Origin of the sequence: Kocuria sp. TGY1127_2, from assembly GCF_013394385.1 — a bacterium.
Taxonomy (GTDB): Bacteria; Actinomycetota; Actinomycetes; order Actinomycetales; family Micrococcaceae; genus Rothia.
Genome location: NZ_AP022834.1, coordinates 2,761,718 through 2,784,549 on the forward strand (window position 1 = coordinate 2,761,718; position 22,832 = coordinate 2,784,549).

Consider the following 22,832-nt stretch of genomic DNA (forward strand, 5'->3'; position numbering starts at 1 on the left):
TTCGTGAGGTGGGGAGGAAATAAACGAATGTGTTTCGTTTATGGTAGCGACGAAGATGAAATTTGTGAAGTGTGCCGCACATCAGGTGCCTGCCGGGCGTTGCAGCGGCGCGCGGGTAAGGTCGTCTGCGTGATGGAAAAAGCCACGAGAAGGCCGGGCCGGCCTGCCCAGACGATCCTGACCTCGAAGAACATCGTGCACGCCGCGCGGGAACTTCTGGAGTCCCACGGGGAGAGTTTCACGATGACCATGCTGGCCAAGCGGCTCGGAGTCGCCGTGTCGTCGCTGTACAACCATGTGGCCTCCCGCGACGAGGTCTTCGCCAAGATCTCGGACGATGTGGTGCGCGGAATCGACATCGCCGATCTGGTAAAACTCAGCCGTCGCTCGGACAGTACTGGAAATCGGGCCGAGGCAGCCTCGGAGTGGCGCTCGGCCACGGAGGCCTGGGCACGGTCCTATTTCGAAGCGTTCGCGGCTCAGCCATACGTCGTCGCGACGCTCGCCCTGACCCCGGTGGCCGAGGCGCCCCAGACGCTGGCGATGTACGAAGCCGTCGCACAGGCGTTCCTCAAGTCCGGCTGGCCCGAGGCCGAAATATTGAGGGTCATCGAAACCCTCGAATCTTTCCTCCTCGGCACGGCCCTGGACGCCGCGGCTCCCGCCGACATCTTCAACCCGGGAAAGCTCAGCCCGGATTTCGCGCTCATGGCCCGCTTGCAGAAGGACAGAGAGCATCTCAGCGGCCCAATGGCCGCCGAGCAAGCACTCGACCTCGGGCTTCCGAGCCTCCTGGACGGCTTGGAGCAACGCCTGCGAACTCATCTCGCAGCAGCCTGAGTCAAAATGGCGCAAGGGCAAATGCCCATTACGCACGGTCCACCGCCCCGGGCGCGACTTCGATCTCACCGCGGAAGAAGGACGGAATCAGACGCGAGAGCGCGAACATGACGACGAGGCCCAACACGATCATGCCGGCGCCCAAGTAGAAGACCAGACCGATCCCGAAGAGCGACGAGCCGGAACCGTACGACGGGTCGAAAGAATCGATCGTCGTTCGCACGAAGAAAATCAACAGAAGGATCCCGCCTAACAACGGCCCCAGAAGCTGGGTACAGAAAGTCCGCAGGGACCGCAGGGAAGACCGGCGGAAGTACCACACACACGCGAGCGCCGTCAGTCCGTAGTAGAAGCACACCATCAGGCCCAGAGCCGAAATCGTATCCCAGAGGACGTCTTCGGAGACGAAACGCATGATCGCGTAGAAAACCGCCGCGACAACGGTCGATGTCACGGTTGCGGTGCTGGGTGTCTGGAATTTCGGATGGATCCGGGACAGCCCCTTGGGAAGCGCCCCATAGAAACTCATGGACAACATAGTGCGGGCCGGGGAAACCATGGTCGACTGCAGCGAAGCGATGGAGGACATGAGCACCGCGATCGACATGAGAATGCCGAGCGGCCCCAGAACGGGGGTTGCCAGGGCGGCGAAGACATTCTCCTGGATGTTCCCGTTGGTCAATCCCAAATCCCCGTTCCCAACGCCCGAATATGCGAGGGTTGCGCAGGCGACCAGCAGGTACAGTACGACGACGATAGCTATGACGAGCAGGGCCGCCCTGCCCGGCGTCTTGTCCGACCCCTCGGTCTCCTCATTGAGTGTGAGGACGGTGTCCCAACCCCAATAGATGAAAACCGATAGAGAGACACCCGCGGAGAATGCCGAGAACGAGTCCACGCCGAATGGGTTGAACCATTCGATGCTGGGCATATGCCCGTCAAATGCGGTTCCGTTGGCGACGTGAACGATAGCGACGACCGAGAATCCGATCAGGATCAACAGCTGAAAACTCACGAGAAAAATTTGGAAGCGCTTGGTCTCCTCGACTCCCCTGTAAGAGATCAAACAGGCACCGGCCATGAAAACCAGGCACGTCACCACGTTGAGCGGGACGTTGCGTGTCAGGTCGGCGATCGCATCGTTGCGGAAAATCTGCGACAACAGCAGATAGAAGAAATCAACGCCGATCCCCGCGAGATTGGACAGCACCAGCACGGTCGAGGCCAAGAGCCCCCAGCCACCCATCCACCCGACCCACGGGCCGAAAGCTTTGGTAGCCCAAGTGAATGTGGTTCCGGAGTCGGGCATTGCGGAGTTGAGCTCCCGGTATCCGAGAGCCACGAGGAGCATCGGGATGAAGCCGAGCAAGAAGATCGCCGGCAAGTGAAAACCCACGACCGAGACGGTGGGCCCCAGCGCACCGGAGAGCGTGTAGGCGGGAGCGATCGTGGAGACGCCGATGACGGTCGCGCCCACCAGGCCAATGCTGGCGGCACTCAGACCTTTCGCCTGTTTTTTCTTGCCGTCCCCGACGATGGTGACGGCGGAGTCCGAACGCTGGACGATCGGCGACGTGGACGTGTGGATGGTGACACCGGAACGGCCGGGGTCTTTTCTCCGCTGTGAGGACGAGGACATGAGTTCCTCCTGGTGAGTCATTGGATTCGAATGATGGATGGGAGCGCTTCCGCGCCAGGAAGCGGTTATCCCTGAAGTCGGGGCGTTCGGGGTGGCGCCGTCCGGCGAGGGCCGAGCGCATCGAAGGCAAGACCGATGCCTAGGAGATCGTTGTCCGAATACGCGCGCCCAGCGAATGTCAGACCAACGGGCATCCCGGTATCCGGCATGGTCCCCATAGGGACGGTGACGCTCGGAATGCCCAGGTGGCGCATGACCAGGTTCCCGTTGGCGACCCACACACCATTGCGCCAGCCCAGGTCCGCGGAATCTGGATCCACGTCCATATCAGCAGGGGCCACATCGGCCATGGCGGGGAACAGAACGGCGTCAAGGCCCCTCTCCTCCATCCAGTTCTCCAGGTCGACTCGGCGCGTTTCCTCGAGCCCCGCGACCCCCTGCGCCAATTCGGGGATATCCCGGAAGGAATCAATGGGGTTTTCGCGAATAAATGCGGGATATTCGGCGATGTCGTCGTCGAATCCGTCGTATCTGTCCGGCAGGGCACCCTCGGGCGCGGGAAAGATCGTCTCGCCATTGACGGCCGCGAGTTCGGAGATTCCTTCGTCCCCGTTGGCTCGGAGGAAGTCGTCCCAAGCCCACGCGGAAAGGTCCAGGATCTCCCGATCCAAGTACTCAGGTTTGACCAGTCCACGCGTCCGAATCGTGGGCGCTCCGGGGCGGTCGCCCTCGTACCGGCTCACCACGGGGAAGTCCACCTCGACGACGCGCGCCCCGGCTTCCTCCAGGTCTGCTTTTGCCTGCCGCCACAGTTCGACAACGCTCGCCCGTGTCTCGATCCGCCGGCCCGTCGAGCCCCCGATTCCCGGCGCTCGAGCGATTCCTGCTTCGGGATCAGCATTGATGTACATCCGGGGAACGCCCAGGGTCAGGCCATTCAGGCGGTCTTTCGCCTCGGTCGTGTTCCGCGCGACCAAAGGGAGGTACGACTCCGGCCGCACGCTCGAGGATTTGGGGATGTCGACCCAGTCCTGGGACCGCCAGAAGTCGCCGCGGGAATCGGCATCGTCCGCGACGATGACGTCAAGAACCTCGACGAGATCCGCGGCGGTACGGGTATGCGGAACTACGACGTCCATCGTGGGCACAAGCGGCCAATTGCCCCTCACCGAGATGACTCCGCGAGAAGGGGTATAGGCGAAAAGAGCGTTGCACGAGGCTGGGGCCCGACCGCTCGACCAGGTCTCCTCCCCTAGCCCGAAGGCCGCGAAACTGGCCGCAGTAGCGGTCCCCGAGCCGTTGGAGGACCCCGAGCCGAAAGCCGAGGTCAGCCACCCGGCGTTGTACGGACTTTCGGCGCGACCGTAGACGCCGCGCTGCATTCCCCCATTTGCCATGGGCGGCATATTGGTCAGGCCGATGCAGATGGCCCCGGCAGCACGGAGCCGCTCGATCGTGAAGGCATCCTTCTGAGCGACCAAATCGGCGAAGGCGGGGCTCCCGGCCGCGGCGGTCAGGCCCTTGACGAGATAGCTGTCCTTGGCCGTGTAGATGATTCCGTCGAGCGGTCCCAGGGTCTCTCCACGAGCACGGCGTCGGTCCGAGGCCTGGGCTTCCGCTCTGGCTTCCGGGTTCCGCACGACGACGGCATTGAGACCGGGTCCCCCGGAGTCGTAGGCATCGATGCGGGCGAGATATTCGTCGAGAATCTGCTCGCACGTGGTTTGCCCCATCTCCATGGCCGCTCGTAGTTCGCGAATGCTGGCTTCTACGACGTCCACTCTTGTCACGGACGATCACCCGCCGCGGGCTGCTGCTGGGTGATGCAGTGGATTCCTCCGCCGCGGTCGAAGATCGGCCGCGCTTCGACGGAAACCACTTCTCTTCCGGGATAGGCCTCGGAGAGGATTTCACGTGCGCGCCCATCGGCGCGATCGTCCCCGAAGGAGCACGCAATGACGGCCCCATTGGCGACGTAATGGTTGATGTAGCTCCAGTCCACGGGCCCGAAATCGTCGCTGATCCGGCTCGGTGCGGGAACACTCACGATGTTCAGCGGGCGTCCTTCGGCGTCACTCTGGCCTTCGAGCGAGCGGCGGATTTCCTGCGAGACGGCGTGATCCGGATGCTCCGGATTTTCCTGAGAGTGCACGAGCACGGTGCCAGGGGACGCAAAGGCTGCAACGATATCCACGTGGCCGTTGGTTCCAAAATCGTCATAGTCCCTCGTCAGTCCGCGAGGAAGCCAGATGACTTTCCGTGCGCCAAGGGTCCGGGCGAGTTCGGACTCGACACGCTGCCGATCCGCGTAAGGATTTCGGCGAGGGTCGAGTTGGACGGTTTCGGTCGCGAGGACAGTTCCCTGTCCGTCAGTGTGAATTCCCCCGCCCTCATTGACCAGAACGGATGAGACGTGCTCGACGCCTGCAACTTCCGCTGCAAATCGGGCCAGACCAGCGGATTTCTCCCACTCAGCCCACTCATTGGCACCCCAGCCGTTAAAAATCCAATCGACCGCGCCGAGGCGTTGCGGATCTTCGACGTCCCGGACAAAAGTCGGTCCGACGTCACGCATCCAGAACTCGTCCACCGGCGCCTCGACGATGTCGATGTTGGCCCCCAGCATCCGCCGAGCACGCTGAGTTTCGGAGGGATCAGCGACCATCGTCACGGGCTCGAATTCGGCGATCGTCCGAGCGACCGCGGCCCAGGCTTCGTAGCCTTCTTCCCGTTGGGTCTCCGAGGAACCGAGCGTTTCTCCACCGCAGGGAAAGGCCATCCAGGTCCGCTCGTGCGGATCCGTCTCGGCCGGCATGTTCCAGGCCATGAGTCCTTCTCTTTTCTCTTCGCGCTACGTCCCAACATGTATCGACGGCCGGCGAAGGCATCTTGTGAGTCCATTTAACGAACATGGTTCGTTTACGTTCTCAGCAAGAGTACATGTGATTTGGAATACTGTGAAGGCGATCATGTAGCGACGCCGTAAAAGACGAGCGCGCAAAAGCGAGGAGCCGAGATGGGACCTCCGGCCCGATGAGCGAGCGAGGCCTCGGGCGCTCAGGCGGAATCGACGTCAGACTTCAGGGCGCTCTGATCACGGCCGAACAGGGCCTTACCCAGTAGGCCGATCAGCTGCTGAACCTCTTCGGCACGCAACTCGCCCAGAGTCCGCTCCTGAGCACGAAGGACCTGCACCCGCGCAACCCTGCGCACTTCATCCCCCTCCGCGGTGGCCCGAATGCGTCGAATGCGCCGGTCTCGACCGTCGGGAATGCGCTCCACCAGTCCCTCGCTCTCCAAACGGTCAACCAAAGACACGATCTGACTGGGGTCCAGCGTGAGCATCTCCGCCAGCGCCTTCTGCGTTGGCGCTTCATCCTCCCCAGCGAGGCTGAGAACGCTGAACGATCTCGCATTCAGGCCGAAATCTTTCAGCTCGCGATTCGCATCGAGGGTGCCGACCGCCCCCAGCTTCTCGAGCAGAAATACTGCATCGCCCGCGATTTCGGTGGATTCCAGGGGCATCCCCCCTTCATCTCGGGCATCGCCGACCGTCCGCTGCACATCACATCGCTTGTTCATGAGGACATCATAGAACGAACCAATGATTGACTTTTTCAACTAATTGCGTTTAGGTGGCTGCAGATGTCACCCAAATCACATGAGGAGTGGATATGACGTTGCAGGACAAGGCCATCATCGTGACCGGCGCGGGAGCCGGGCTGGGTTTGGCCTACGCTCGTGAGATCGCGCGCCAGGGCGCCAGCGTGGTCGTCAACGACGTCGACCAGATCGTTGCGGATTCTGCTGTTTCCCGCATCCGGGAAGAGGGCGGCAAAGCCGTCGCGTGTGCCGTACCGGTGGGCACTACCGACGCCGCCACGCTGTTGGTCTCTGCGTCGCTCAAGGCCTTCGGCCGTCTGGACGGGCTCGTGACCAACGCCGGGATACTCCGGGACAAGTCAGTCCTCAAAATGAGCGACGACGACTTCGACTCGGTGATTCAAGTTCACCTGCGCGGAACGTTCACCTGCGTTCGAGAGGCCTACCGCCACTTCAAGGAAAACGACGTTCAAGGTTCCATCGTCTGCATCGGCTCTCCAACCGGTCAGCGCGGCAACTTCGGCCAAACGAATTATGCCGCCGCCAAAGCAGGAATTGTCGGTATGGTCCGCACCTGGGCCCTGGAAATGAAGAAAGCCGGCGTGCAGATCAATGCCGCAATACCTGTGGCCTCGACCGCCATGACCCGCACCGTCCCCTATTTCCGTAAAGCCATCGAGGCCGAGGACCGGCAGAGCCCTATGCCCGCGTTCTTCCGCCATGACCTAGGGTTCGGCACCGCGGAGGACGTCGCGGGTCTGGTCGCGTACCTCGTCGGCGGCGATCTGGGCGAGACCGGCCAGGTGCTAGGCATCGGCGGTGACCGGTTGCAAGTGTGGACGCACCCGCTGCCCGAGGCCACCGAATACCACGACGGCGGCTGGAGTTACGACGATCTGGCCAGGGACCTTCCGGCACTAGTGAGTGCGCACCGCCAACCCGTCGGCGAAGAGTTTCTGCCCCTGCCCGAAGAGCTCCGGCCCGAGGAGAGCTGATCATGTCTCGCTACGAATGCGCTGTGGACCCCGCACACGTCTCGGCCATCGACATCCATACCCATATCGAGGAAGACTCTCACGGACACCAGTCAATGCCACGGGAGTTCATCGCTGCCTCGGAAAAGTACTTCAGGTCCGGGGACCGTACTCCGCGTCTGGAGGCCATCGCTCAGAGGTACAGGGATTGGGGCATGGCAGCCGTGGTGTTCACGGTTGATGCGGAGACCGCACTTCATCACGCCCCCATCAGCTCCGAAGAAATCGCCGAGCAGGCCGCGGACCATGCTGACGTTCTGATCCCCTTCGGCTCGGTGGACCCCCGCAAGAGTGAAGCGGCAATAGAGCAGGCCCGCACGCTCGTACACGATCACGGTGTCATGGGATTCAAATTCCATCCCTCGCTCCAGGACTTCGATCCTTCGGATGAGAACTTCTATCCTCTGTGGTCGGCGATCACGGAGCTCGGCGTCCCGGCGCTCTTCCATACAGGCCAGAACGGTATCGGCGCAGGCATGCGAGGGGGCGGCGGAATCAAAGCGCGATTGTCCCATCCAATGTTGTTGGACGACGTCGCAGCGGATTTTCCCGATCTCGACGTGATCATGGCCCATCCTTCGGTTCCGTGGCAGGAGGAAGCCAACTCCATCGCCACGCATAAGACCAATGTCCACATCGACCTGTCCGGCTGGTCGCCTAAGTATTTCCCCGATTCCCTCGTCCGGGCCACCAATCGATTCTTTCCGGACCGCGTACTGTTCGGCACCGATTACCCCCTTATCCAGCCCGGTGCTTGGCTCAAAGCCTTCGAGAAAAGGGAATTCCGCGAGGACATTCGCGAGGACATCCTCAAGAACAATGCGGCCCACCTTCTGGGATTGACGCCGCGCGAGAACCCGGGGCAGGAGGCCTGAGATGTCGATGACAGCAGATCCGACTCGGACGCTTTTTCCGCTGTCCGATCCACTGGGAGTTTCCGCCTCGCTGAACGATAGTGAGCGCGGACTCGTCCTGACCCTTCAGGAAACCCTCGAGCGTGATGTCGCACCCCTTGTCAACGAGGCGTGGGACCAGGCGCGCTTCCCACAGGCCATCGTGCAACCACTCGTGGATCTGGATTTGGTGGAACCGGCGGCCCTCGAGGCCGACCCCCGCCCCATATTTCGTGGGTTCCGGTGCTTCACCCTAGCGCGGACGGACGCCTCGGTGGCAACGTTCCACACGGCACAAGCGGGCTTGTTCCGAACCGCTGTGCTCGAGGGCGGCGACAATCAGATGGTCGCCGAATGGCGCCCCAAGATTGCTTCCTGGGAACGCTTCGGCGTCTTCTGTCTCACCGAGCCCGAGCACGGTTCCGACGTCGCAGGCGGATTGGCCACCTCGGCCCGGCGCGAGGGCGAGACCTGGCGAATCAACGGAACCAAACGTTGGATCGGCGCGGCCACCCAGGCTGACTGGTTGGCGATCTTCGCCCGCGACGACGACGATGGCGAGGTCAAAGGTTTCCTGGTGCCCAGCGAAGCACCCGGTGTCAGCATGGAGACCATTTCCGGCAAAACCGCATTGCGCATCGTGCAGAATGCGGAAATCACGCTGGAGGACGTGTCGGTCCAGGAGTCGTTGCGCCTGAAGAACGTTCATTCCTTCAAAGACGTCGCAAGGATGTTGCGCCTCATGCGTTCGGACGTCGCGTGGATCGCGGCGGGCGTGGCCGCAGGGGCGTTCGAGGCGGCACTGCGTTACGTGGACCGGCGCCGGCAGTTCGGGGTACCGCTGGGTTCATTCCAGCTGGTCCAAGAGAAACTGGCCCGAATGCAAGGAAACGTCGCACAAGCACTGTCACTCTGCGCTTCCTTGTCCGAGGCGCAAGAAAACGGCTCCTACCGCGACGAGCATTCGGCCCTCACCAAATCGACCGTGTGTCTTCGTATGCGCGAGACCGTTGCCCTGGCCCGAGAGGTCTGCGGCGGGAACGGAATCACGTTGGAGGCCGACGTCGCCCGGTACTTTGCGGATGCCGAAGCCATTTACTCCTACGAGGGGACGCATGAGATCAACAGCTTGATCGTGGGGCGCTCGCTGACCGGTATTGGCTCGTTTCTGCCTCGCACCAACACATAGCATCACCGGTCCAGGACGAAGGAGTTCTCATGACCACCATTGAATACGGAATAGGAACCTATCCCGCGCGCCGCGCCAAGATCCGCGGGGAAGATATCGCTTTCAGCTTCGAGGGATCCGAAACGACGTACGCGGAAGTCGCTGAGCGGGTCAACCGGCTGGCCGACGCTCTCACGACTCTCGGAATCCGCCCCGGCGACCGCGTCGCGTACGCGGGGTTCAACCACCCGGCTCTGCTGGAAGTCTTCTTCGCGGCGACGCTGATCGACGCCGTGTGCGTGCTGATCAATCCACGGCTTGCGGCTCCGGAAGTCGACTACATCCTGCGCGATTGCACTCCCGCGGTGGTCTTCTACGGCGAGGACCAGGCCCAGAATGCGGACCAATTGCGCACGGCTCTGGGCCCGAAGATCACGTGGTTCGGGGTAGACGAGGGTGAGTACGAGCCGTTGGTCGCCAGCGGTGGGACCGACGACGCGACCATTCCACTCGACGAGAACAATACGGCCCTGATCATGTACACGTCGGGGACCACCGGAAGACCCAAAGGGGTCATGCTCAGCCACCGTGCCCTGCTCTTCCAATACCTCAACGCGCTCATCGGGGAAGACTTTCGGCAGAACGACGTCAACCTCGCTGCGGCCCCGCTGTTTCACATCGCTGGTTTGAACATGCTGGCAGTCCCCACGTTCATGATGGGCGGACGGATTCTCATCCATCGACGGTTCAAAGCGGCCGATGCGCTCAAAGCCCTCACGGAACACCGGGTGAACACGGCGTTCATGGTTCCGGCGATGCTCGATGCGCTGTCCCACGAAGAGGGGTTCGACGAAGCGGACTTGTCCATGCTGCGAAATCTCATGGTCGGCGGCGCTCCGTTGCCCGAGCGCATGTTCCGCACGTGGGCGGCCAAGGGGATCTCCATCAGCCAAGGATTCGGGATGACCGAGACGGCCCCTGGCGTGAGGATGCTCGATCCGCGAGACGGCATAGTCAAAGCCGGCACGGCGGGCAAAGAGCACTTCTTCACCGAGTCGCGCATCGTCGATCTGGACGGCAAAGATGTGGCATCCGGCCAGGCAGGGGAAATCTGGGCCCACGGCCCAAACCTCATGAGTGGTTATTGGGGAAAGCCGGAGGAAACCGCCTCGGTGCTGCAGGACGGCTGGTACCACACCGGCGACGTCGGAAGCGTAGACGACGAGGGCTATCTGCGCGTCCACGATCGCATGAAGGACATGTACATCTCCGGCGGAGAAAACGTATATCCGGCCGAGGTGGAGAACGCCCTGCTCAACATCCCGGCTGTCTCGGAAGCGGCCGTGATCGGCGTCGAGGACGAGCGATGGGGTGAATCCGGAGTGGCCTTCGTGGTCCTCGAATCCGCGGCAAGCCACACGGGAAACCAAATCCGCGAACACTTGGCGAAGCGCTTGGCCAAGTACAAGATTCCCCGCGAAGTCCTGGTGGTCGGGGAAATGCCTCGGACCACCACGGGAAAGATCCAGAAGAACCTTTTGCGCAAGACCTACTGATCCCCACGGGATCACAACAACAGCACAACGTCAGGAGACCACCATGGCCATCGTCAACACCACTCTCGCCGAACTCAAGGACCTCGTGGGCAAAGAACTCGGCCCCTGCAAGGCCCAGAGAATCACCCAGGAGCAGGTCAATACGTTCGCGGATGCCACCGGCGACCACCAGTACATCCACGTCGACCCCGAGCGTGCCAAGAACGGTCCGTACGGGACGACGATCGCCCACGGATTCTTAACGCTGTCCCTCACCTTGCCGATGTTTGCCGAAATCCTCGACGTCACGGATGTTTCCACCAAGATCAACTACGGCTTGGAGAAGGTTCGTTTCCCTTCTCCCGTGAAAGTCGGAGACCGCGTCTGCATGACCTCGATTCTCGCGGAGGTCAAGGACATCGAAGGCGGGGTCCAGGTGGAGATCGACAACGCGGTGACATCCGAGGGCGCGTCCAAGCCGGCCGTCGTCGCCCGGTCCGTCTTGAGGTTCTACTCGTGATGCCACGGCGTCAGTCAGCAGAGAGGCCAGATAAAAAATGAGCATCCCCGCTTCGGAAGTCCGAGCAGAGCGGCTCGGCGCAAGGGACAAACAACGCGAGGCTCGAAGAGTCATTGCGTCGAGCTTCATCGGCAGCACGATCGAGTTCTACGATTTCCTGCTGTACGCGACGGCGACAGCGCTGGTTTTCCCACATGTTTTCTTCACAAACCTGGACCCGCTGGCCGGGGCTATCGCCTCGGCCGGCACATTCGCGGCAGGCTACATTGCGCGGCCCCTGGGAGGAGCCGTCTTCGGTCACTTCGGTGACCGTCTCGGTCGAAAGAGGATGCTCGTACTGTCGATGCTGTCCATGGGGTCGGCATCGACGCTGATCGGGTTGGTACCCGGTCAGGCAAGTATCGGCTCTTGGGGTGCGGTCATTCTGATCGTCTTGAGGGTCCTTCAGGGAATCGCGATCGGCGGTGAATGGGGAGGGGCAGCGTTGATGGCCCTCGAACATGCAAAAGGGGGAAAGCGAGGCTTCGCCGCTTCCTTCACCAACGCCGGAGCGCCCATGGGCGCCGCTCTGGGCACCACCGTGATGGGACTTGCGAACCACTGGACCGGGGATGCCTTTCTGGAGTGGGGGTGGAGAATCCCGTTCCTGTTGAGCGTGGTTCTGCTCGCGGTGGGCATTTTCATTCGGTCCAAAGTCTCCGAATCCCCGATTTTCAAGGAAGCGGTGGAGGAAGAGGAAAAGCTGGGCGACAAACCCAAACTGCCCATCTGGCAAATTCTCCGTCGCCCGAAGAACCTGATTCTGGTGATGCTGGGCGGGGCAGGCGGTTTTGCCCTGCAGGCGGTGATCTCGATCTTCGCCATCGGGTACGCGGTCGACAACGGCGCCGATCGTTCCCTGGTTCTATATCTGTTCGCTCTTGCCTCCGTGATCAGCATTCCGTGCGTGGTCGGCTGGGCCCGACTCTCCGACGTGGTGGGGCGCAAGCCGATCATGATCGCGGGGACCGTCATTTACCTGATGCTGATCTTTCCCATGTTCGGCTGGTACGCCTCGGGCAACCCAGGGTTGATTTTCCTCGCGATGGTCATCGGACTGTGTTCTCACGCAGCGATCTACGGGCCCCTGGCAGCGTTCGTATCGGAACAATTCGGAACCTCAGCGCGGTATACCGGCGCATCCATGGGCTACCAGTTGGCCACACTCATCGGGGCGGGTTTTACTCCCACCATCATCACCTCGATCTTCGCCAAGTCCCAGGGCGAGATTGCGCCGGTGCTGTGGTACCTGATCGCTTTGGGAGGGGTCTCCGCGATCTTCATTCTTCTGACCCGCGAGTCGAAGAACAACGATCTGGAGACCTACGAGCACTGAGACTGGAGAAAGCAGACTGCCCTCGCACGTGATGAGCTGCGGGGCGGCAAGTCCGGAATAGAAACTCTCACGGACCGGTTGATCCAGGTGTGAACACTCGTAAAAATATCGGTTTCCTTTCCTTCGGCCATTGGACTCCGCATCCCACTTCTGCCACTCAGAGCGGAGCCGATGCCCTTGCGCAAAGCGTCGATTTGGCTGTGGCCGCAGAAGAACTTGGGGCCGACGGCGCTTACTTCCGCGTGCACCACTTCGCGCGCCAATTGGGTTCGCCTTTTCCACTTTTGGCCGCCGCAGGCGCCAGGACGAGTCGCATAGAGCTCGGGACCGGTGTCATCGACATGCGATAGAGCATGTCGCGGTTGTGACACTCGTTCCGTAAGCTTGGTTGCATGGTCGAACTGGTAGCGCTGAGGAAGACGAACGAGGTGGCCGCGTACGTCCGCGCCTCCATGGACCGCAAGGGCGACCGCTGGACGGTCGATACGCAGCTGAGGAAGATCAGGGCGCTGGCCGAGGCCAAGGACTGGAACGTCGTCGAGGTCTACGAGGACAACGCCGTGTCGGCGACGAAGAAGCGCCGCGCTGGCACCCGCTGGGCCGAGATGCTGGACGACGCCCGCGCGGGCCGCTTCTCGATGGTGGTCGCCGTGGACATGGACCGGCTGCTGCGCAGCACGAAGGACCTCAACACCTTGATTGACCTGGGGCTGCGGGTCGTCACCGTGGACGGCGAGATCGACCTCTCGACGGCCGACGGTGAGTTCCGAGCGACGATGCTCGCGGCACTGGCCCGGTTCGAGGCCAGGCGTAAGGCGGAGCGTCAGATCAGGTCGAACGAGCGCCGACGCTTCGAGGGCATCCCGACGAGCGCCTGGAAGGCGTTCGGGTGGACGCGAGAGGGCGAGCTGATCCCGGAGGAGGCCGACGCCGTCCGGCGGGCCTTCGCCGCGTTCCTCGGCGAGCCGTCGCTGTCGATCCGGCGAATCCGCGAGGATCTGAACGGTGCCGGTCATCTCACCGCCCGCGGGTCGGAGTTCTCCGTCGATGCCGTGCGCTACCTCCTGGCGAACCCGCTCTACGCTGGCTACATCAAGCACTACGCGTCGGGCGAGCTGTACCCGGTGCAGGGCGACGCGTTCCCGCCCATCGTCGGTGAGCAGACGTGGCGGGCTGCGGTGTCGAAGCTGGAGGACAACGTGCGGAGATCGGCGAGGCAGGGTAACCAGCCGAAGTACCTCCTGTCCACGATCGGCCTGTGCGGCAAGTGCGGGGCGACGCTCGTCTCTGGGACGAACAGCCGCAAGCAGCCGACGTATCGCTGCGGCGAGCAGTTCCATCTCACCCGCCAGCGCGAGCCCGTCGATGCGATGGTGACCGAGGCGGTGCTCACCCGCTTGTCCTCGGTGGATGTGCACAACCTCGTGATGCCGCAGGAGGACGATGGGCCAGATCACGAGGAGTTGCTGACGGAGCGGAACGCCCTGGTCGAGCGGGTGAAGGAGCTGAGCCCGCTGCTGCGTGACATCCATCAGCCGGTCCTGGAGATCACGGCGGCGATCAACGACGTGAAGGCCCGCATCGATGAGATCGACGCGGAGCTGCTCGACCGTTCGGTGTCGGTGGCGGCGAAGTTGCTCGCGGACGTGGACGAGCCGGTCGGCACCGCGGAGCGCCGCGAGGTGGTCGAGGCGAAGTGGAAGACGTTGGACGTGGACCGCCGCCGGATGCTCGTGGACGAGCTGGTGACGGTGACCATCGAGCCCATCGCGCCCGGTCACGTGAAGTTCGACCCCGACCTCATTCGTATAGAGCCGCGTCGCGACTGACTCATGAGTCGACTCGTCATTGCAATGGTGAGTCGACTCGTGGGAGAATGGTTGCAGACAAGAAGATCCCACCGGGGCCGCGACTTAGAAGCGCGGGGTTCTGCTCCCGGATGAGTAGCCGGTCAAACAGCCCAATTACCGTGGCGGGGAACCGGAAGATACTCATGTCTGAGGACTTCCGATGTCTGTCGTTATCGACGTTCCCCGCGCATCCGCGCTCGACCGCCCTGGCCTCGATCAGGGCTCCACTCCTTCTCCGCAGGCAGACGGCCTCGATCCCGTCATCGCCGCCGCTCGTGCTGCTGGTCGTCTGGCCGGTGAACGCCTGGCTCGCACGCCCCTGACCCCGCGACAGCGCGCCGCGGTCGCCGCCGTGATGGGCGGTGGTCACTGATGAGCGCCAACTCCTCCGCCTTCGACCACGTGAACGGCTTCCGCTGGCGACAGGGCGACCCCTCCCTCGCCGAGTCCGAGGCACGTCTCTACGACCTCGGCGTGCTCCGCTCCGTGCTGGAGGAGTCCGTCGAGATCGCCGTCGCCGACGCCCGCGCCGATGGGGTGACCTGGGCGAAGATCGGCGACGCCCTCGGCGTCACGCACCAGGCCGTAATCAAGCGCTACAGCAAGGGCGGTGCCCGATGAGCACCACCGACCGCACCAGCGCCCTCGTGTCCGCCGACCTGACCCCGCCCGGAGGGCCTGGCCTGGCACCCGCCGAAGGCGGGCTGCCCGTCGTCGTTCCGAACGGCGAGGACATGGGCTCTGAGCCGAAACTTTTTCCCGCTCAGAAAACGGATATCGGATACACGACCGACGAAGACACCACTGATAACAACGTTTCCCCTGGTCAGATGCCTGTGTGCACGCGCGACTCCTTGGGTTCGCGCGTATCCGTTTCAGAAACGGATACCGCAGTGGACTACTCCGCGTTCGATGTGCCGGGCGCTGATCCCAGCGATGACGTGGAGCCGTTCGAGGTGCCTTCGTCGCCGGAGCACATCGAGGCTGCCCGCGCCTTCTTTGAGGCACAGAAGGCCGCCGAGACTCCGGAGCAGGTGAAGCGCGCTCAGACGCTCTCGCGGGTGTTCTCGGTGATGCAGTACGCGAACCACCCGGAGACGGGTGAGCCGATGTGCAGCCAGGAGCAGCTGGAAGCCGGGCTCGCCCTGCTCGAGGAGCAGTTCGGTGCGATGTGGTCGGCATTCATCGCTCATCCGCTCGATCGCCTCGTGGAAGTGGACGAGGGCACCGTGGAGTGCCGGTGCGTCGGTCTCAAGGGCTTGCACTGGCACCTCGTGCTGCTGTTCAAGGAGAAGCGCCCGAAGATCCGCACGGTCTCGAATGCGCTGGAGATCCCGAGTGCCCGCGTGCGGGTGCCGAAGGAGGTCGTGGCTCAGGAGGGCGGGGACCAGCACAAGGGCTCCGGTGCCGCGCCGAAGGCGTTCTTCGACTTCTGCGAGTACCTGCCGCACGAGTCGCGGCGGGCCGATGCGATCCCTGGCGTGCACCAGACCGATCGAACGTACTTGACGGACAGCACGCAGGACGGCAACCCGGGCAAGTACCAGTACGGGCGCGGGCGCGTCGTGGCGAACTTCGACTTCAGCGCCGAGCTGGACGCACACATGGCCGGTCGCGTGTCGGCCGCCGAGGGAGGGAAGAGCCTCACCGCCCGGAAGCGGAAGCTTCGGCGCGCGGTGATGGATGGAATGACGCTCGCTGCGGCCGAGGTCGCTGATCGGGATGCGTTCGCCGATGATCTGCCGCGGCTGGAGCTGCTCCGTTCGCGCTACGAGCAGAAGCGGAGCGCTCTGGTCGCGGAGGGGCTCGGTACGACGTGGCACAAGTCGGTGCTGACGATCTGCGGACCGAAGGGGTCGGGTAAGGGCATCCTCGCCGATGAGGTCGCCGCGCAGACTCAGGCGCTGGTTGCTCTGGCCGGCTGCGACTGGCCGTACGTGCAGCCGCCGGGGCGCAATGCGCTGGAGGCCGTTGGGGAAGCGAAGATCGCGCACCACGATGATGCCCGGTTCGACATCACGCCGACGTATGACGAGACGTTGCGATACACGGACAACCACCGGGCCACGGAGGCGTACAAGCGCCACACACGTAGCGGGCAGGTGGTCGCGCCGCGTCTGATCATGATGTCGAGCACTGAGACGCCGCAGTCGCTCGGGCTCACGATGAAGGCGCGCAAGCCCAGCGACGTGCTGGCGTTCAACGCTCAGGGCTCGAAGCGGTTCCCGCCGGTGGATATCGATGAGTTCCTGCGCCGAATCGGGTGGGCGGTCGAGGTGTCGATCCCGGAGTCGGTCCAGCTCACCGGTGATGATCACCAGGACTATCCGGTGATCCGCGCCGAGATGCTCGTGAGCATCCGCAGGGTCACGGTGAATGCGGCTCGCCGGATCGAGCCGGTGCTGAGTCGTGAGGGCGAGCCGCTCGGCGAGATCACGACGACGCACGAGATGGCTCCGGTCGCGGTGGTGAAGGGCGCTCAGGACGCGGCGCGCTTCCTCGCCGTGTCGATCCTGATGGAGAACAACCGGGACGTGATCGAGCTGATCCCGGAATCCGAGCTGGCCGCGTACCTCGCGCAGAGGGCCGCGATCGAGGTTGCTGCCGCCGAGGAGAGCGAACGACGCAAGCAGGCTGTTGCCGCAGCTGCCGAAGAGGCCGCGCAGCGCGCTGCCGAGGCCGCGGCCAAGAAGCGGGAGAAGGAGATCGAGCGGTGGGAGGCGGAGCGGCGCAAGCTGGCGACGTGCACCTGTTCGCCGCGCCCCGCTGCGTCCTATGGGCGGCATGCCGACACCTGCCCGGTGCTCACCGAGGACGAGCGTCGGCAGCGCGCCGAGGCGCACCGGGCGGAGCTTGACCGGAAGGTCAAGCGCCTCCGCGCGAACGGCGGGCTGCTGGTCGTGGGAGGTGCGCGATGAGCACCGAACGTGATGCGCTCTTCCAGGGGGTCGAGGGGGCCGGAGGCCCCTCGCAAGCAGCCGGGGAGGACATGAGCTTCAGCGAAATGTCCGACACGGCTACTGCTTGCCACTCTGGCGTACAGGTGGAGCAGCGGACCGACTCCCAGGTGAACACGGGTCGGGCTGATGCGGAGGCTGTGCGGCAGAGTCACGGCGGCGCGAAGCGTCGTCGTGGGGGCCGCGCGAAGCTCGATACCGACTTCGGAGAGGCCACGCTCGCGGCGCTTCGCACTCGTGCGAAGCGGCTCGGGCTGGCTCCGAGCACGTGGGTGCGGGCCGTCGTCCGAGATGCCCTCCACGCCTCTCGGAGCGAGGAGCTGGACGCCGCCGTGGCCGCGCACCTGCTCGGCGTCGAGGCGCGCGCGCAGGTGTCGGCGGACGCGCGCGAGCTGGCCGCGCAGATCCGCCCGCTGGCGATCAACGTCAACGACCTGGACCACCGAGCACGTGCCGGTGAGGCGGTGGCGCTGTCGTCGGAGGTGCCCGAGCTGATCGAGCTGCTGCGCGAGGTCCGCGCCCTGCTCGGTGATCGGACGGCCTCGTGAGCACGACGCACTACAGCCCGAGCGCCAGCGCCGCCGACACGGAGCGCTATATCCGGGGCAAGGAGGACGAGCGGGGCGTCGCGATCACGTGCGATGTGCCGGGAGGCCCCGGCGCGTTCTCGGCGCGCGCTCGGGCGCTCACGCAGAACACGACGCGCGAGGTCGAGGCGCTGCACTACCGCCAGTCGTTCAGCGACGAGGAGTTCGACCCGAAGAACCCCGAACACGTGCAGCGGGTGAACGACCTGGGCTACCAGCTCGCCAAGAAGATGCACCCGGATTCCGACTGCCTCGTCGTCAGTCATGTGGATGGGCGGGGAAAGAAGCCGCACAACCATATTTTGGTTCTCAATCACAACAACCGCACGGGAAAGGCGCTCTCGGACTATCGCACGTTCCACGACCGCAAGGCCGGGAATCAGAAGGGCGTGCAGTCGGCGAACGACGAGCTGATGCGCGAGCACGGGCTCTCGGTCGTGAAGCGGCTGGAGCACGCGCCGAAGGACTGGGAGCTGCGCCGCGAAGACTTCGCCGAGGGGTCGCTCGACCGCGAGATGGGCGACCGGATGAGTGCGGCGCTGGCCGATCCCCGCGCGGTGGACAAGGCCGGTCTGGTCTCGGTGATCGAGGAGCAGAACCAGCAGCTCGGTGATGACGGGGATCGGGTGCCACGGATGCGGCTGCACAGCCCCGTCAGCAAGAAGGGCAAACGCGCCGGGCAGGAGACCTGGACGCTCTACATCGAGGACCGCCGCGGCGAGTCCGGGCGTGCCGAGCGCCGCAAGCGCACGAGCGCACTCTCGGCGGACTTCACCCCGGAGGGCGCGCAGGCGTTCTTCGACTACCACCAGCAGCAGAAGGAGCAGGAACATGAGCGCAGCACTCGACAGGCTGAAGCAGCAGAACGGGCCCGTGCAGTCGCCGCAACCGCTCGGCAGTCCGGAGACGATGGAGCTGTTGACCTCGATCCTCGCCGCCGTCGAGGCGCAGACTACGAGGATCGCCACGCTGACCGAGCAGCAGAAGAAGCTCGCGGGGTTCGTGAAGGTGGACAGCGAGGAGCAGGAGAAGCAGCTCTCCGCGATCTCGCATCAGCTGACCTCAACGTCGCCGCCGCCGGAGTCGAACGAGAACAGCGAACTGCTCGCCGGGATCGCGTCCACTCTCGCGGGTATGAGCGTGAACCTCAACGGGGAGAGTCTGAAGGGCTCAGCCTCTAAGTCCGAGGCTGCCGCCAAGCATCTCGATGAGAGCCGGGCTAAGTTCGAGCGGGCCGCGAACGGTGCGCAGAAGGCCTGGCGGGAGTCGATCACCCAAGCCAGCGCCGAGGCGACGAGCGCGATCAGCACGGCCCGGGATCAGGCTGTGCAGTCGATCGAGAGGGCCGCTGCCGACGCCGGGGCCGTGGCAACAGCCAAGATTGACGCCGCGAACGAGCGGGCCGAAAAGATCATCGCCACAACGGCGAAGCTGGAGGCCCGTCAGCTTTGGTCTGTCGCCGCGTCGATGTGCCTCGCGCTGTTGCCGGTCGCAGTGATCGTCGCGGGTGTTTGGATGGCCGTCGCCGGGCTTATCACGGGCGCTCAGTGGGCCCTCGACGTGGACGGGAGCGTGTGGCTCGGGATCGGTCGCTGGCTCGTGGTCTCCATGGGCCTCGCCGGGGCCGGCTACGGACTCTTCGCGTCCGTCCGCTGGGTCGCCGGTCTCGTGGAGACCTGGAAGGGCCGCGGGATGCCGAGGTGGCCCCGTTGGCGGTGATGGCTGGATCCGATCGAGCTACCGGTTCCGATCAGCAGTCGAAGGATTTTCGCAGCAGCCAGTCCTGCGGCCTCGGTGCCGCCGCCGTAGCCTGACGAGCATCCCGGCCGTGACGGCCATCGCGACGGCGATCCCGGCACCGATGATCCAGGGATTGCCGAGGAGCCCTCCGACGCCTGCGAGTGCTCCGCCCGCCGCGATGAGCGGCAGGCCGCAGCAGAGCAGCAACGGAAGCGCGCAGCATGCCAGTAGGAGCAGCCCGGTCCCTGCGGCGACGATGGGACCGGCGCGCCGTTCGTCGCGGTCGTGATCGGCGCTCATCGTCTGCACCTCTTCCGGATGAGATCTCCCCGATTGCATGCGTTGCCGTTCATGCGCAGCACGAGAGCAGTGACGGGTCGGTGGTGAAGGACTTCGCGGCGATCCGGATGCCTTCGGTCATGGTCAGGTAGGGGGCCCAGGCGTCGGCGACTTCGGCGATGGTCTTGCCGAGCACGTGGACGCCTGCGGCGGCGAGTTCCCCGGCGTCCTTGGCGACGGCGGTGAGGCCGAGGATCTCGCTCGTATCGGCGTTCACGACGATCTTGATGAACCCGCGGGTGTCGCGGTTGATCACCGCCCGGGGCACATACTCCAGGGGCAGCACGCGGCAGTCGCAGCGGATCCCCGCGGCGACGACCTCCTTCTCGGTCATCCCGACCGCGCCGATCGCCGGTCCGGTGAACGTCACCCGCGGCAGATGGGAGTAGTCGACGGACCGGTCGGCGTCGGCGTACGCGTTCTCGGCGACGAGGGTGCCGTGGTGGGCCGCGACGTAGACGAACTCCGGGTGCCCGGTCACGTCGCCCGCGGCCCAGATCCGCGGGTTCGACGACTGCAGATGGTCGGAGACGACCACCTCGCCGGAGTCCCCGGTCTTCACCCCGACCGCATCGAGGTTCAAGCCGTCGGTGACGGGACGGCGTCCGAGGGCGACGAGCACCTGGTCGGCGCGGAACTCCTGCGAGCCGCCGGACACGTCCGCGGTAACCACGACCTGCCCGGTCGCCGCGTCCCGGGACACCCGGGTCGGCACCGCGCGGCGGACCACCCGGATGCCCTCGTCGGCGAACACCTCCTGCAGTGTCCGGGACACCTCCGGCTCCTCCTTCGACGCGAGCCGGGACCGCACCAGCACGGTGACCTGGGAGCCGAGGCGGGCGAACAGCTGCGCCTGCTCCAGGGCGACGTAGCCGCCGCCGAGCACCAGCATCGACTCGGGGACCTCGGTCAGGTCCATCGCCGTGGTCGAGGTCAGGTACCCGGCCTCGTCCAGGCCGTCGATCGGCGGAGCCCACGGCCGCGCACCGGTGGCGACCAGGTAGTGCTCGGCCTCGATCGTCTCGACCGCTCCGTCTGCGGCGGTGACCTCCAACACCGGCGCGTCCGGGGTGCCCGCGAACCCGGCGTCTCCCCGCCGGACGTGCCACCCGTATGAATCGGCGACGTCGGCGTACTTCTCGCCCCGCATCGTCTCGACCAACGCCTGCTTCCCGGCGATCAGCGCGGGCATGTCCACTGGGCCTGCCGTCGTCGCGATCCCCGGGAACCGGTCGGCGGCGTCGGCGGCGACGTGCCGTGCATCGGCGGCGGCGATGAGGGCCTTCGACGGCACGCAGCCCGTGTTCACGCAGGTGCCGCCGAGCGTGCCACGCTCGATCATCACCACCGACTTCCCGAGCATGGTCGCGCGAATCGCGGCGGCGAACGCTCCGCCGCCCGATCCGATGATGGCGAGATCGTACTTCGTAGGCATCGCTGCTCCCGTCAAGGCTTGGACTTCTGTTCCGTTTCAGCCATACTGGACCTTCCAGTGCAGGGGAAGGTCAAGCGTGGCCCCTGCCGAATGATCGGAGGCCGCAATGCGCATCGGAGAACTCGCCGAACGCGCGGGCACCACCTCGAAGACGCTCCGGTTCTACGAAGAGCAGGGACTGCTGCCCCCGGCCGACCGGACGCCATCCGGGTACCGCGACTACGCGCCCGACGCCGTCGCCCGGATCGACTTCGTTCACCGTGGCCAGGCCGCAGGCCTCACCCTCGCCCAGATCCGCCAAATCCTCGACATCCGCGACAGCGGCCACGCGCCCTGCGAGCACGTGCGAGACCTCCTCGACGCGCGCCTGGCCGAGATCGAGCAGCAGATCGCCCAGCTCACCGCCCTGCACGGCACCATCGCCGACCTCCGGCACGACGCCGCGCACCCGGACCCCGACACATGCAGCCCAGACCAGGTCTGCCGGTACCTGTAGAGGGACGCGGACCGAGAAAACGAGAGCCATAACACGAACATGCGCTACGTCAATCCTCTCGCTTTCGCCGAGGACGCCGGGGCAACTGACCTCATCGCCGGCGGACGTCTGCAACTCGGCATTTCGCGAGGCTCGCCCGAACAGGTCATCGACGGGTGGCGCTATTTCGGCTTCGAACCGGAGGACGGCGAATCCGACGCGGACATGGCACGCCGGCACACCGAGGTCGCCCTCGCGGCTCTGTCGGGCAAACACTTTGCGCGCCCCAACCCGCAGCCGATGTTCCCGAATCCGCCCGGGCTTCTACGTGTTGAGCCCTATTCCGAGGGGCTCCGCAACCGCATGTGGTGGGGTGCCGGATCGGATGCGACTGCACGCTGGGCAGCTCAGAACGGCATGAACCTCATGTCCTCCACGCTCAAGGACGACGAATCGGGTGAGCCCTTCCACGTGCAACAGCGCAAGCAGATCGAGGCCTTCCGAGAGGAGTGGGCCCAGCACGACCACGGCTTCGATCCCCGCACCTCGGTTTCCCGTTCGATCTTCGCAATCACGAACGACCAGGACAGGCGCTATTTCCTGGGTACCGGAGAACGCGATGACCAGGTCGGGTACATCGACAACACCAGATCCGTATTCGGCCGCTCCTACGCGGACGAGCCCGAGGCCCTCATTGAGCAGTTGCGCGCCGACGAAGCGATCCAGGCCGCAGACACTCTCCTGCTGACCGTGCCGAACCAATTGGGTGTTGATTACAACGCCCACGTGATCGAGTCGATCCTGACCCACGTCGCCCCGGCATTGGGGTGGCGCTAGCGGCC

The 22,832-nt window shown here is 64.5% G+C and carries 20 protein-coding genes and 3 pseudogenes; 17 read left to right on the forward strand and 6 right to left on the reverse strand.

Annotated features, from left to right (window positions below; all coding sequences use genetic code 11):
- The first annotated feature begins 132 nt into the window (after window positions 1-132).
- Entirely contained in the window at window positions 133-840 is a 708-nt protein-coding gene (locus sake_RS12310; protein ID WP_238147691.1) for a TetR/AcrR family transcriptional regulator, read from the forward strand.
- Between the two features lie 28 nt (window positions 841-868).
- On the opposite strand, the gene sake_RS12315 is transcribed toward sake_RS12310, so the two are convergent.
- From sake_RS12315 to sake_RS12330, 4 genes are all read right to left on the reverse strand, one after another.
- Entirely contained in the window at window positions 869-2,500 is a 1,632-nt protein-coding gene (locus tag sake_RS12315; protein WP_238147671.1) for an APC family permease, read from the reverse strand.
- Between the two features lie 44 nt (window positions 2,501-2,544).
- Complete coding sequence (locus tag sake_RS12320) at window positions 2,545-4,269, reverse strand: amidase (protein WP_178946166.1); 1,725 nt, start codon at window positions 4,267-4,269, stop codon at window positions 2,545-2,547.
- Window positions 4,266-5,306, reverse strand: coding sequence for an agmatine/peptidylarginine deiminase (locus sake_RS12325; protein ID WP_129360223.1), 1,041 nt, complete (start codon window positions 5,304-5,306; stop codon window positions 4,266-4,268). The genes sake_RS12320 and sake_RS12325 overlap by 4 nt, the downstream gene beginning before the upstream one ends.
- A 230-nt stretch (window positions 5,307-5,536) precedes the next feature.
- Window positions 5,537-6,061, reverse strand: a complete 525-nt coding sequence (locus sake_RS12330; RefSeq protein WP_238147670.1) for a MarR family winged helix-turn-helix transcriptional regulator — start codon at window positions 6,059-6,061, stop codon at window positions 5,537-5,539.
- Between the two features lie 119 nt (window positions 6,062-6,180).
- Here sake_RS12330 and sake_RS12335 point away from each other — a divergent pair, with 119 nt between their 5' ends.
- The 14 genes and pseudogenes from sake_RS12335 to sake_RS12400 all read left to right on the forward strand — a co-directional run bounded on the left by sake_RS12335 (window position 6,181) and on the right by sake_RS12400 (window position 19,720).
- Window positions 6,181-7,077, forward strand: a complete 897-nt coding sequence (locus sake_RS12335; RefSeq protein WP_371811987.1) for an SDR family NAD(P)-dependent oxidoreductase — start codon at window positions 6,181-6,183, stop codon at window positions 7,075-7,077.
- Window positions 7,078-7,079: 2 nt separating this feature from the next.
- Entirely contained in the window at window positions 7,080-7,991 is a 912-nt protein-coding gene (locus tag sake_RS12340; RefSeq protein WP_178946168.1) for an amidohydrolase family protein, read from the forward strand.
- Window position 7,992: 1 nt separating this feature from the next.
- Window positions 7,993-9,198, forward strand: coding sequence for an acyl-CoA dehydrogenase family protein (locus sake_RS12345; RefSeq protein ID WP_178946169.1), 1,206 nt, complete (start codon window positions 7,993-7,995; stop codon window positions 9,196-9,198).
- A gap of 29 nt (window positions 9,199-9,227) precedes the next feature.
- Window positions 9,228-10,733 (forward strand): long-chain fatty acid--CoA ligase, encoded by a 1,506-nt coding sequence (locus sake_RS12350; protein WP_129360219.1) that lies wholly within the window; start codon window positions 9,228-9,230, stop codon window positions 10,731-10,733.
- A 43-nt stretch (window positions 10,734-10,776) separates the two neighbouring features.
- The gene (locus sake_RS12355) at window positions 10,777-11,232 is read left to right on the forward strand and encodes a MaoC family dehydratase (protein WP_129360218.1); all 456 of its coding nucleotides are present in this window, start codon (window positions 10,777-10,779) and stop codon (window positions 11,230-11,232) included.
- Window positions 11,233-11,269: 37 nt separating this feature from the next.
- Window positions 11,270-12,607, forward strand: coding sequence for an MFS transporter (locus tag sake_RS12360; RefSeq protein ID WP_129360217.1), 1,338 nt, complete (start codon window positions 11,270-11,272; stop codon window positions 12,605-12,607).
- Between the two features lie 89 nt (window positions 12,608-12,696).
- Window positions 12,697-12,954, forward strand: a pseudogene (locus tag sake_RS12365) (LLM class flavin-dependent oxidoreductase); the annotation flags it as partial.
- Between the two features lie 45 nt (window positions 12,955-12,999).
- Window positions 13,000-14,436, forward strand: a complete 1,437-nt coding sequence (locus sake_RS12370; RefSeq protein WP_123045101.1) for a recombinase family protein — start codon at window positions 13,000-13,002, stop codon at window positions 14,434-14,436.
- A 181-nt stretch (window positions 14,437-14,617) separates the two neighbouring features.
- On the forward strand, window positions 14,618-14,830 hold the full coding sequence (locus sake_RS12375; protein WP_003780572.1) for a hypothetical protein: 213 nt from the start codon (window positions 14,618-14,620) through the stop codon (window positions 14,828-14,830).
- Window positions 14,830-15,078 (forward strand): helix-turn-helix domain-containing protein, encoded by a 249-nt coding sequence (locus tag sake_RS12380; protein ID WP_166824972.1) that lies wholly within the window; start codon window positions 14,830-14,832, stop codon window positions 15,076-15,078. Before sake_RS12375 ends, sake_RS12380 begins: the two co-directional genes overlap by 1 nt.
- Complete coding sequence (locus sake_RS12385) at window positions 15,075-17,375, forward strand: hypothetical protein (protein WP_178945174.1); 2,301 nt, start codon at window positions 15,075-15,077, stop codon at window positions 17,373-17,375. Before sake_RS12380 ends, sake_RS12385 begins: the two co-directional genes overlap by 4 nt.
- Window positions 17,372-17,962, forward strand: a complete 591-nt coding sequence (locus sake_RS12390) for a hypothetical protein (protein WP_178946170.1) — start codon at window positions 17,372-17,374, stop codon at window positions 17,960-17,962. Before sake_RS12385 ends, sake_RS12390 begins: the two co-directional genes overlap by 4 nt.
- Window positions 17,963-18,057: 95 nt before the next feature.
- Window positions 18,058-18,420, forward strand: a pseudogene (locus tag sake_RS13655) (relaxase/mobilization nuclease domain-containing protein); the annotation flags it as partial.
- 412 nt (window positions 18,421-18,832) lie between these two features.
- Window positions 18,833-19,720, forward strand: coding sequence for a hypothetical protein (locus sake_RS12400; RefSeq protein ID WP_371811897.1), 888 nt, complete (start codon window positions 18,833-18,835; stop codon window positions 19,718-19,720).
- 18 nt (window positions 19,721-19,738) lie between these two features.
- On the opposite strand, the gene sake_RS12405 is transcribed toward sake_RS12400, so the two are convergent.
- Window positions 19,739-20,041 carry a hypothetical protein gene (locus sake_RS12405; RefSeq protein ID WP_081275423.1) on the reverse strand — a complete coding sequence of 101 codons (303 nt, stop codon included), beginning with the start codon at window positions 20,039-20,041 and terminating at the stop codon, window positions 19,739-19,741.
- Between the two features lie 49 nt (window positions 20,042-20,090).
- Complete coding sequence (gene merA / locus sake_RS12410; protein ID WP_178946172.1) at window positions 20,091-21,515, reverse strand: mercury(II) reductase; 1,425 nt, start codon at window positions 21,513-21,515, stop codon at window positions 20,091-20,093.
- 106 nt (window positions 21,516-21,621) lie between these two features.
- On the opposite strand from merA, the gene sake_RS12415 reads away from it, so the two are divergent.
- Both sake_RS12415 and sake_RS12420 read left to right on the forward strand, forming a co-directional pair.
- Window positions 21,622-22,011 carry a heavy metal-responsive transcriptional regulator gene (locus tag sake_RS12415; protein WP_042529932.1) on the forward strand — a complete coding sequence of 130 codons (390 nt, stop codon included), beginning with the start codon at window positions 21,622-21,624 and terminating at the stop codon, window positions 22,009-22,011.
- 36 nt (window positions 22,012-22,047) lie between these two features.
- Window positions 22,048-22,827: pseudogene (locus tag sake_RS12420) on the forward strand (LLM class flavin-dependent oxidoreductase); the annotation flags it as partial.
- Between the last annotated feature and the right edge of the window lie 5 nt (window positions 22,828-22,832).

What these genes read in the sequence shown, in the direction of transcription:
- sake_RS12310 (WP_238147691.1), top strand. Translation starts at nt 133, where the DNA reads ATGGAAAAAGCCACGAGAAGGCCGGGCCGGCCTGCCCAGACGATCCTG.
- sake_RS12315 (WP_238147671.1), bottom strand. Translation starts at nt 2,500, where the DNA reads ATGACTCACCAGGAGGAACTCATGTCCTCGTCCTCACAGCGGAGAAAA.
- sake_RS12325 (WP_129360223.1), bottom strand. Translation starts at nt 5,306, where the DNA reads ATGGCCTGGAACATGCCGGCCGAGACGGATCCGCACGAGCGGACCTGG.
- sake_RS12330 (WP_238147670.1), bottom strand. Translation starts at nt 6,061, where the DNA reads ATGAACAAGCGATGTGATGTGCAGCGGACGGTCGGCGATGCCCGAGAT.
- sake_RS12340 (WP_178946168.1), top strand. Translation starts at nt 7,080, where the DNA reads ATGTCTCGCTACGAATGCGCTGTGGACCCCGCACACGTCTCGGCCATC.
- sake_RS12345 (WP_178946169.1), top strand. Translation starts at nt 7,993, where the DNA reads ATGTCGATGACAGCAGATCCGACTCGGACGCTTTTTCCGCTGTCCGAT.
- sake_RS12350 (WP_129360219.1), top strand. Translation starts at nt 9,228, where the DNA reads ATGACCACCATTGAATACGGAATAGGAACCTATCCCGCGCGCCGCGCC.
- sake_RS12355 (WP_129360218.1), top strand. Translation starts at nt 10,777, where the DNA reads ATGGCCATCGTCAACACCACTCTCGCCGAACTCAAGGACCTCGTGGGC.
- sake_RS12360 (WP_129360217.1), top strand. Translation starts at nt 11,270, where the DNA reads ATGAGCATCCCCGCTTCGGAAGTCCGAGCAGAGCGGCTCGGCGCAAGG.
- sake_RS12370 (WP_123045101.1), top strand. Translation starts at nt 13,000, where the DNA reads ATGGTCGAACTGGTAGCGCTGAGGAAGACGAACGAGGTGGCCGCGTAC.
- sake_RS12375 (WP_003780572.1), top strand. Translation starts at nt 14,618, where the DNA reads ATGTCTGTCGTTATCGACGTTCCCCGCGCATCCGCGCTCGACCGCCCT.
- sake_RS12380 (WP_166824972.1), top strand. Translation starts at nt 14,830, where the DNA reads ATGAGCGCCAACTCCTCCGCCTTCGACCACGTGAACGGCTTCCGCTGG.
- sake_RS12385 (WP_178945174.1), top strand. Translation starts at nt 15,075, where the DNA reads ATGAGCACCACCGACCGCACCAGCGCCCTCGTGTCCGCCGACCTGACC.
- sake_RS12390 (WP_178946170.1), top strand. Translation starts at nt 17,372, where the DNA reads ATGAGCACCGAACGTGATGCGCTCTTCCAGGGGGTCGAGGGGGCCGGA.
- sake_RS12400 (WP_371811897.1), top strand. Translation starts at nt 18,833, where the DNA reads ATGAGCGCAGCACTCGACAGGCTGAAGCAGCAGAACGGGCCCGTGCAG.
- sake_RS12405 (WP_081275423.1), bottom strand. Translation starts at nt 20,041, where the DNA reads ATGAGCGCCGATCACGACCGCGACGAACGGCGCGCCGGTCCCATCGTC.
- merA (WP_178946172.1), bottom strand. Translation starts at nt 21,515, where the DNA reads ATGCCTACGAAGTACGATCTCGCCATCATCGGATCGGGCGGCGGAGCG.
- sake_RS12415 (WP_042529932.1), top strand. Translation starts at nt 21,622, where the DNA reads ATGCGCATCGGAGAACTCGCCGAACGCGCGGGCACCACCTCGAAGACG.